This is a genomic window from Nocardia farcinica, assembly GCF_029867845.1.
GTDB lineage: Bacteria > Actinomycetota > Actinomycetes > Mycobacteriales > Mycobacteriaceae > Nocardia > Nocardia farcinica_A.
The window spans coordinates 1-6,389 of record NZ_JARWRU010001255.1 but is presented as its reverse complement, the minus strand read 5'-3'; the positions used below and the strand labels follow the sequence as shown (position 1 = coordinate 6,389).

6 protein-coding genes are annotated in these 6,389 nt (G+C 69.7%); 2 read left to right on the top strand and 4 right to left on the bottom strand.

Features of this window, described 5'->3' with window-relative positions; genetic code table 11:
• Positions 1-87: 87 nt before the first annotated feature.
• The 4 genes from qcrB to ctaE form a co-directional block, all read right to left on the bottom strand.
• The gene (qcrB, locus tag QH283_RS28155; protein WP_280505955.1) at positions 88-1,713 is read right to left on the bottom strand and encodes a cytochrome bc1 complex cytochrome b subunit; all 1,626 of its coding nucleotides are present in this window, start codon (positions 1,711-1,713) and stop codon (positions 88-90) included.
• Positions 1,710-2,897, bottom strand: a complete 1,188-nt coding sequence (gene qcrA / locus QH283_RS28150; RefSeq protein ID WP_280505954.1) for a cytochrome bc1 complex Rieske iron-sulfur subunit — start codon at positions 2,895-2,897, stop codon at positions 1,710-1,712. Before qcrA ends, qcrB begins: the two co-directional genes overlap by 4 nt.
• Positions 2,894-3,757 (bottom strand): cytochrome bc1 complex diheme cytochrome c subunit, encoded by an 864-nt coding sequence (gene qcrC, locus QH283_RS28145; protein ID WP_280505953.1) that lies wholly within the window; start codon positions 3,755-3,757, stop codon positions 2,894-2,896. The genes qcrA and qcrC overlap by 4 nt, the downstream gene beginning before the upstream one ends.
• An 88-nt stretch (positions 3,758-3,845) precedes the next feature.
• Positions 3,846-4,457 (bottom strand): aa3-type cytochrome oxidase subunit III, encoded by a 612-nt coding sequence (gene ctaE / locus QH283_RS28140; RefSeq protein WP_280505951.1) that lies wholly within the window; start codon positions 4,455-4,457, stop codon positions 3,846-3,848.
• A gap of 178 nt (positions 4,458-4,635) precedes the next feature.
• Between ctaE and QH283_RS28135 the strand changes: the two genes are divergently transcribed.
• On the top strand, positions 4,636-5,070 hold the full coding sequence (locus QH283_RS28135) for a hypothetical protein (RefSeq protein ID WP_280505950.1): 435 nt from the start codon (positions 4,636-4,638) through the stop codon (positions 5,068-5,070).
• Positions 5,071-5,258: 188 nt separating this feature from the next.
• Entirely contained in the window at positions 5,259-6,365 is a 1,107-nt protein-coding gene (gene trpD, locus QH283_RS28130) for an anthranilate phosphoribosyltransferase (RefSeq protein ID WP_280505949.1), read from the top strand.
• The last annotated feature ends 24 nt before the right edge of the window (positions 6,366-6,389 follow it).

Below are 6,389 nucleotides of genomic sequence, written 5' to 3'. Positions count from 1 at the left end.
CGCCGCGCCCCCGCCCGGCCCCGCGGGGCCCAACCCCCCCCCGCCCCCGGGCCGGGGGGGGGGGGGCCTTTCGCTGTTCGCCGCGTATCAGTGCGCGGGCGTGGAGCCGCTCCTGGCCTCCTCCTGCACCTTCTCCAGAGCCGCGAGCTGGGCGTGTTCGGCCTCGTGCTCGAGCTCGAAGTTGCGGTCGGACTCCTCCTTGGGGTCCGGGCGGAGGAACGAGCCGGTGCCGGGCTTGCCCGCCAGGCCGAGCTTGTTCATCTTCTTGGGCACCGCGGCGCCCTGGTACTCCAGCGGGATCGGGTGGCCGTGCTCGTCGACCGGGCCGAGCGGCTGGTGCACCTCGATGTACTCGCCGTGCGGCAGGCGCTTGATCACGCCGGTCTCGATGCCGTGCTCGAGCACCGCGCGGTCGCTGCGCTGCAGGCCGAGGCAGAACCGGTAGGTGATGAAGTACGCCAGCGGCGGCACCACCAGCAGGCCGATGCGGCCCATCCAGGTGGTCGCGTTCAGCGAGATGTCGAACTTCAACGCGATGATGTCGTTGATGCACGACAGGGTCAGCACCAGGTAGAACGCGATCGCCATGGCGCCGATCGCGGTGCGGACCGGCACGTCGCGAGGACGCTGCAGCAGGTTGTGGTGCACGTCGTCGCCGCCGATGAGCCGCTTCTCGATCCACGGGTAGGCCACCAGCACGGTGAACACCAGGCCCATGACCAGCGCCACCCAGAACGCCGCCGGGATCGTGTACCGGCCGAGGTAGAGCTCCCACGGCGGCATCAGGCGCGCCATGCCGTCGGTCCACATCATGTAGAAGTCGGGCTGCGAACCCGCCGAGACCTGGGAGGGGTTGTACGGGCCCAGGTTCCAGATCGGGTTGATCTGCAGCACGCCGCCCATGATGCCGACGATGCCGAGGGTGAAGGCGAAGAACGCGCCCTGGTCGGCGGCGAACACCGGCACGATGCGCGCGCCCACCACGTTGTTCTCGGTGCGGCCGGGGCCGGGGAACTGGGTGTGCTTCTGGTACCAGACCAGCGCCACGTGGGCGGCGATCAGGGCAAGGATGATGCCGGGCAGCAGCAGCACGTGCGCGACGTACAGGCGCGGGATGATGATGTCGCCCGGGAAGTCGCCTGCGAAGATCAGCCAGTGCAGCCAGGTGCCGATCACCGGGACACCGATGGTGATGCCGGAGAAGGCGGCCCGCAGACCGGTGCCCGAGAGCAGGTCGTCGGGCAGCGAGTAGCCGAAGAAGCCCTCGAACATCGCCAGGATCAGCAGCAGCGAGCCGATGACCCAGTTGCCCTCACGCGGCTTGCGGAACGCGCCGGTGAAGAAGATGCGGAACAGGTGGATGATGATCGACGCCGCGAACAGCAGGGCCGCCCAGTGGTGGATCTGGCGGACGAACAGGCCGCCGCGGACCTCGAAGGAGATCTCGAGGGCGGTCTCGTACGCACGGGACATGCCGACGCCGCGCAGCGGCTGGTAGGCGCCGTTGTAGGTCACGTGCGCCATCGACGGGTCGAAGTACAGGGTCAGGTAGACACCCGACAGCAACAGGATGATGAACGCGTACAGCGCGATCTCACCGAGCAGGAACGACCAGTGGGTCGGGAAGACCTTGTTGATCGAACGCTTCACGAACGCGGCGGCGCGATACCGCTCGTCCACCCCGTTGGCTTGGGCTGCGACTGAAGGGCTCATGAACGACGCTCCCAGAAGGCCGGTCCGAGCGGCTCGATGAAGTCGCCGTTGGCGACCAGGAAGCCCTCGGAGTTGACGGTGATCGGCAGCTGAGGCAGCGCACGAGCGGCGGGACCGAAGATCGGCTTACCCCACTCGGTCGCCGAGAACTGCGACTGATGGCAGGGGCACAGAATCCGGTTGGTCTGCTGCTCGTAGAGCGAGGTCGGGCAGCCGAGATGGGTGCAGATCTTCGAGTAGGCGAAGTAGTCGCCGTAGTTGAAGCTCTCCTGGCCCTTGCGCTTGATCGCCTTCTCGGCGTCCTCGGTGCGCAGACGGATCAGCATGACGGCGTTGCGGATGCCACGCAGCGACTGCAGCGTCGCGTGGCTGTCGCCGCGCCAGGATTCCTTCCACGGGAACACGGTTTCCATGGAACCGGCGTCCAGATCCTCTGGACGCACCAACACGATGTCCTCCGGGCGACCGGTGTCGCGCCGCAGGTAGACGGTCTCCCCGGGGTAGTCGGGGGTCCAGCCGGACACCCACAGCGGCGACTTCTCGCGCTTGGCCCAGGGGTTCTTGACCATGCCGCCGACGAAGACCAGCAGCGAGCCGATGCCGAGGATGCCGACGCCGACGCCCGCGGTGCGGGTGATCATCTTGCGGCGGCCGAGGGTGGAGGTCTCCGCGGCGTCCTGCAGCTGGGCGGCCAGGGTGCGGCGCTCCACCTCGGGCGAGGGGCCGTCGTGACGCTCCTGGACCGAGATCTCGGCCGGGATCAGCTTCTTGCGGATCAGCAGCACCGCGATGCCGATGACCAGCACCGAGATGCCGAAGGTCAGGCCGACCAGCGGGGTGAACAGCGAGTAGGCGGTGTGGCCCTCCTCGCCGTAGCCCTTGAACTCCCAGGGCCAGAAGAGGAACACGCCGACCAGCGCCGCGGCCGCCAGGCCGGACACCGCGAACCAGAAGGTGATCTGGCGCTCGGCACGCTTCTCCGCCCTGGTACCGGGGACCGGGAAACGCTCGGCACGGTAGACGACGTTCACGCCGTCGCGCTTGGTGCCGAGTTCGACGAGCTCGTCGCGCGTCATCGCGTCGAGCTCTTCCTCGGTCGGATCGGCCGGGGTGTTCACCGGCTTCTTCGACAGTTCGGGCCCCTCGTCCGGCCGGCTCACGTCGTCTCGCTCCTGTTCACTCATGATCGGGATCCGATCCACATCGCCGCACCGACGGTCAGCACGATGCCGACGACCCAGATGGCGATGAACTCGGTCGCGGGTCCGAACCCGCCGAGACCGTAGCCGCCGGGCGTGGCCTCCTCGGTCGCGTTCTTGATGTAGGCGATGATGTCGCGCTTCTCTTCCGGGGTCAGCTGGCGGTCGGAGAACTTGGGCATGTTCTCCGGGCCGGTCAGCATGGCCGCGTAGATCTGCTGCTCGCTGGCGGGCGCCAGCGGCGGGGCGTACTTGCCGGAGGACAGCGCGCCGCCCTTGCCGGTGAAGTTGTGGCAGGACGCGCAGTTCATCCTGAACAGCTCCGAACCGCGGCCGATGTCGTCACCGCGCAGCGACTCCTGGGCGACCTCGCCGTTCTCGTCGCGGACGACGCTGGGGCCACCGCCGTTGGCGGCGATGTAGGCGCCGAGCGCGTCGATCTGCTGGGCGTCGAACTTGGCGGGCTTGCGCGGGGCCTGGGCCTGGTTGGCGGCCAGCGGCATGCGGCCGGAGGAGACCTGGAAGTAGACCGCGGCCTCACCGACGCCGATGAGGCTCGGGCCGCGGTCGGGCACGCCCTGCAGGTTGACACCGTGGCAGGTGACGCAGGAGGTGTCGTAGAGCTGCTGTCCCTCGCGGATCAACGCGGACTGGTCCTGATGTGCTGTGGCGACCTGGGGCTCAGGAGTCAACGCGGTGGCGAGGAAGCCGGCTCCGACCAGGCCCACCAGGAGCGCGAGCCCGCCCGCGACGCGACGACGGGCGCGGCGCTGCTTGCGGGTCTTGCTGGCCTGGCCGTTCCCGGGGCTGGCGGGCTCTGGCGCTGACGGGGGAGATGAACTCATCTGTGTCCCTTTGGAGTAGACGGAACCGACTTTGTGCGAAGTGTGGGGTCCGGGGCGCCGTCTCGTCCGGCGACCGGTCCCCGGCAACTCAGCGAACGAAGTAGATCGTGGCGAACAGACCGATCCAGACGATGTCGACGAAGTGCCAGTAGTACGACACGACGATCGCGGCGGTGGCCTGCGCCGGGGTGAACTTGCTGACCTTGGTGCGGATCAGCAGGAAGACGAAGGCGATGAGGCCGCCGATGACGTGCAGGCCGTGGAAGCCGGTGGTGATGTAGAACACCGAGCCGTAGGCGCTGCTGGAGATCGACGTGCCGTGCTCCACCAGGTGGATGTACTCGTAGCCCTGGCCGAGCACGAAGAAGGTGCCCATGGCGAGGGTGAGCAGGTACCAGCGGCGCAGGCCGAAGACGTCGCCCTTCTCGGCGGCGAACACACCCATCTGGCAGGTGAACGACGACGCCACCAGCACGGCGGTGACCGGCACGGCGAGCGCGAGGTTCAACTCGGTCGGTTCCGGCGGCCAATTGCCCTGCGCTTGCGCGCGCGCCACGAAGTACATAGCGAACAGGCCGGCGAAGAACATCAACTCGCTCGACAGCCAGATGATGGTACCGACGCTGACCATGTTGGGCCGGTTCAGCGAATGCACACGCTGAGTAATGGCCGATCCTGGGGTCCCTACTGCGGTCGTCACAGGGGTAAGTATGACTCTTCGTAGTACGACGCGAGTACCGGGGTCGGAAAGTGGGCCCGACGTGTCGGAAAAGGCAGGTGGGAAGATCGACTCGACCACCCGCCGATGGACCGGGGCCGTGCCAAGCATGACAGGCCCATATGTGGAAATCCTGAGACGCGGGAGCGAGGAGGCGACGATGGCCGGACGTTCACCGATCGGGCGGATCTGGCGGCGGCTGGCCGGGCGCGCCGCCGGGGAACCGCTGCATCCCGGCCGGCCCGATCTGGTGGTGGTCGCCGAGAGCTTCGACGACGCGGAGGCCTGCTCCGCCGCGCTGGCGCGCGCCACCGGACTCGACGCCACCCGGCCCGCCCTGCTGCGCCACCACCTGCGGGTGCCCGCCGGGCAGGTCCAGCGGGTGTGCGAGATCGCCGCGCAGGACGGCTACGCGCCCGCCCCCGGCTCCCCCGCGCCCGAGGGCGAGTGGATGCGGCTGGTGCTGTGGCGCGGCCAGCTCGTGGACGCGCTGCACTGTTCGCAGGAGCGCTCGCGGATGGCCGGACTGGCCCAGCGCCACGACGGGCACGCCGACGGCTGGGATGTGATGCAGCCCGCGCCCGTGGACCGGTGAGCCCGCGTCTCGCCCCGAACCCCGGGACGCACCCGCCCCGGCGCCGTACCGAATACCAGGTCCCCTCGGCGGTCGGCGCGCACTAGGCTGCTCGTCGGAACCGGCCACGCCCCGGTTCACGTGTCGGATCTCGATGCGCACGCGATTCCGCGCCGCTCGGCGGGGACGGGTGCCGGAAGGAACAGAAGATGAGCGGTGGGCTCCCGCAAGCGCAAGCCGGAACGGCCGGGCGGGACAGTGCGCGCACCTGGCCGCAGATCCTCGGCGCGCTCGCCGACGGGCGCGACCTGAGCGCCGCCGACACCGCATGGGTGATGGACGAGATCATGTCCGACAACGCCACCAGCGCCCAGATCGCCGCCTTCGGCGTCGCCATGAAGATCAAGGTGCCCACCCCCGCCGAACTCGACGGCCTGGCCCGCGGCATGTTCGAGCACGCGCGGCTGGTGAGCATCGACGGTGACGCGGTGGACATCGTCGGCACCGGCGGCGACCGGTCCGGCTCGGTGAACATCTCCACCATGTCCTCGATCGTGGTGGCCGCCGCGGGCGTGCCGGTGGTCAAGCACGGCAACCGCGCGGCCTCCTCCAAGAGCGGCGGCGCCGACGTCCTCGAGGCGCTCGGGGTGAAGCTGAACCTCGGCCCGGAGTCGGTGGCCCGCTGCGTGCGCGAGGTCGGCATCGGCTTCTGCTTCGCCCCCGTCTTCCACCCGGCGCTGCGCTTCGCCGGCGCCGCGCGCCGGGAGATCGGCATCCCCACCGTCTTCAATGTGCTCGGCCCGCTGACGAACCCGGCCCGGCCGCGCGCCGGGCTCATCGGCTGCGCCTTCCCCGAACTGCTCGAGGTGGTGGCCGGGGTGTTCGCCGAGCGCGGGGCCGGCGCGCTGGTGGTGCGCGGCGCCGACGGTCTCGACGAGCTCACCACCTCCGATGTCAGCGAGGTGTGGGTGGTCGCGGGTGGCCGCAAGCGCCACACCACCGTCGACCCGGCCCGCATCGGCATCCCGCGCGTTGAGCTGGACGCGCTGCGCGGCGGCGACGCCGAGGTCAACGCCGGGGTCGCCCGCTCGGTGCTGGCCGGAGACACCGGCGCGGTGCGTGACGCGGTGCTGCTGAACTCGGCGGCGGCGATCGTGGCCTACGACCTCTCGCGTGGCGTGGGCGATGCCGACACCGACGTGCACAAGGCGCTGGCCGCCGGGGTCGAGCGGGCGGCGGCGGCCGTGGACAGCGGGAAGGCGGCCCACTTGCACGCCCGCGGGGGGACCCTAACCAACACGCACCACCACCCCTGAACAGGTCACACCCCCATGGATAAA